The organism is Serratia sp. HNCC26DJ244, assembly GCF_057180565.1.
On the sequence record NZ_JBXUGO010000050.1, the window covers coordinates 1 to 2,449 of the forward strand.

General features: G+C 44.7%; 3 protein-coding genes. All 3 read right to left on the reverse strand.

Annotated elements, in window-relative coordinates; translation table 11 throughout:
• The coding region (locus tag AC2A06_RS18425; RefSeq protein WP_484381245.1) for a hypothetical protein at positions 1–287 on the reverse strand (287 nt) is incomplete at its 3' end.
• Between the two features lie 58 nt (positions 288–345).
• Positions 346–2,055 (reverse strand): McrB family protein, encoded by a 1,710-nt coding sequence (locus AC2A06_RS18430; protein ID WP_484381246.1) that lies wholly within the window; start codon positions 2,053–2,055, stop codon positions 346–348.
• 3 nt (positions 2,056–2,058) lie between these two features.
• On the reverse strand, positions 2,059–2,449 hold a 391-nt coding region (locus AC2A06_RS18435), incomplete at its 5' end, for a DNA cytosine methyltransferase (protein WP_484381247.1).

The following is a 2,449-nucleotide window of genomic DNA, read 5'->3' on the forward strand; positions in this document are numbered from 1 at the left end:
CCTTGTTCAGCGCTTGCGCTCGGTTCTATATTGATATCAACCAGTTCCGCCGCAGGCGCAAAACGTAGTAGGTAGCTGGGGTGAGACTCTACGGGTGTTGAAGCAGCAGTGTCTGCATGCTCGGTGCTATTCACGGCACGACTAGCAGCGCTATCGGCATCATGGTCTGCTGTTAAGCTGGCTCTGTTCGCCGCAGTCGTGTTGTACACCTTGGCACGCTGGCTAATATCATTAGCCCATACCGAAAACTCAAAATAAGGTGTTTGTAGTCGTATTAACTCCGGCATTCCTAGCTACTCCTATCACCAAACGCTAGCCTTACATTCATCAGAGAAAGCCAACACCTTAAGGCCAGAAACTGGTGAAGGTGGCGCTCGCCAAACGCTGTTGCATCCACGCCAATTTAGCTTTTGAACGACAGGGAATGCGCAGCACTTTATCCTCGTCGGTGGCGCCTTCTGCAACCATTTTTTCGCGGTAAAGATCGGGACGCTGGTTAGCTGCATCATTTTCATCGGCTTGCCAAATGGGCGCTAACTGCTCAGCCAGCACCACATTCAACTCTACTAAAATATCGTTGCCATCAGCGGTGCTCAGTTTATCGCTATCGCCTTCAATACGCGGCAGCACTTTACACATCATAAAGTCATCCCAGACGGCTTTTAAAGTCGGTGTGTCTAATGGTTGGCTGCTGACTACGGCAAGCAGTAACTCATTGAGGGCACGGTAAGCGAGTTCAAATGGGGTGTCTTTGAGCACCTGGTTCACCGCCGTTAAAAAATCCACGGTCGTCTTCCCGTTGTTATCAACGGTATTGGCTAAGTCTGTTTGGCTGACTTGTGACCAAATCGGGTAGCTCAGCCGTTTGTTGCAACTCTTTGGCTTAAAAAAATCATCATAGTTATTAGGGAAAAAGGCACCAAAATCAAAGCTAAGCGCACGATCTATCACCTTGCGTGAAAAACCATGGGTAGTTTCATCCATATTCACCGTGCCCGCCACCATCAGGTTAAACGGAATGGCTAAACCATATTGGCAAATTAATTGCCACAGCTCATTGTACTCTGATGCTGCAAAACCCAATTCACTGCGAAGCTTGTTTTTATCGGCCACTGCGTTAATGGTTGCAGGTTTTAATAATGCATCGCTACTGTAGGTAAAGTTACCGCCATCCCACCGCCATTCGCGGGTTTCTAGCACCGACAAATAGTCGGCAAAATACTGCTCAACTGGGGCAAGGTTCATTTCATCTAAGCACAGCCAGTAAGGTAATACTGGCTTAAGGGCCTCTCTATCGCCCGTCACCACCAAACGCCCCCCTTGCCCCTCGGTATCCTGTACCTCTATGGTTAAGTCACTATCCACAATCCCGCGCCATGCTTTGGCAATAAACTGTAACACATCGGTGGTGACGTATTCTGCCGCCCCGTTAAGCCGTGAGATATAGCCCAACAAATCACTGGGTTCATGCCAGTCTGGGCGAACTGAAGTTAAACAATAGGTTTCATCAAACTGACCAGACATTTTAGCCTGCTCACGTACAAAACGAGTTTTACCGGTGCCTGAGATGCCGGCAAGGAGGAGGAAGGGTTTGGGGGAAATCTGTGCATTTTTAATTTCAACAACACTTAAAGAAAGGTCTGCAAACGCATCCGAACTGATATCCTGGATAACACCTAACGGATGGATTTCTTCATTTAACCATTGTATTAATTTATTTTTGTTTTTATTCCTCCCTTTATTTGGCAGCATAAAGCCAACTGGTGGGAAATTTGCAATAATTGTCTCAATAACACTTCTATCATTGCTTCCTGACCTCAATACTGTATCTACATGCGTTGGATGACCTTTTATTAGTTTTGTAAGCACAGCAACTATGCGCTCAAAACGTATAGCAATTTGACCATCACCACGAGCTACAAATATTTTCCCATCATCTTCCCAATCAACGCGATTAATAACCGAAGTATTTCTTCCTGTTATATATTGTAATTCCTTGCCAACAAGTTGGTCGATCCATGCTCTAGATTTCCTCACCGCATCTTCAATTTGCATCTATCAATCCTTCAAGTAATCTTGAATTGTTTTGGCGATCCCATATGAAAAAAGATAAGGGACACCGTTTCCAATAGTTTTAAACATCGCACTTAAAGTCATTGAACTTGGAAGTTCAAAATCATGAGGCAAAGATTGAATCGCCATCGCTTCAGCCGCAGATATTCTTCTTGGCTTAGTTGGATGTAAATGTACTTCATTGTTGCCATATGCTGCTGTAGGTGAGTATCTAAATCGATGAAGTCTTTTGTATGACTTTTTTGATGTATCACCTTCATCAATAACAAGGAACTTTGCTAGACCGGCTCTCGGCGTGAAATGATGATCTTTGTTTGGATGCAAATGAACTTCATTTTTATTAAACCAATAATCAACTGTAAGGTCTAACGGTAAG

Excerpts from the sequence above, each read along its gene's own strand:
- AC2A06_RS18430 (WP_484381246.1), bottom strand. The coding sequence starts at position 2,055 with ATGCAAATTGAAGATGCGGTGAGGAAATCTAGAGCATGGATCGACCAA.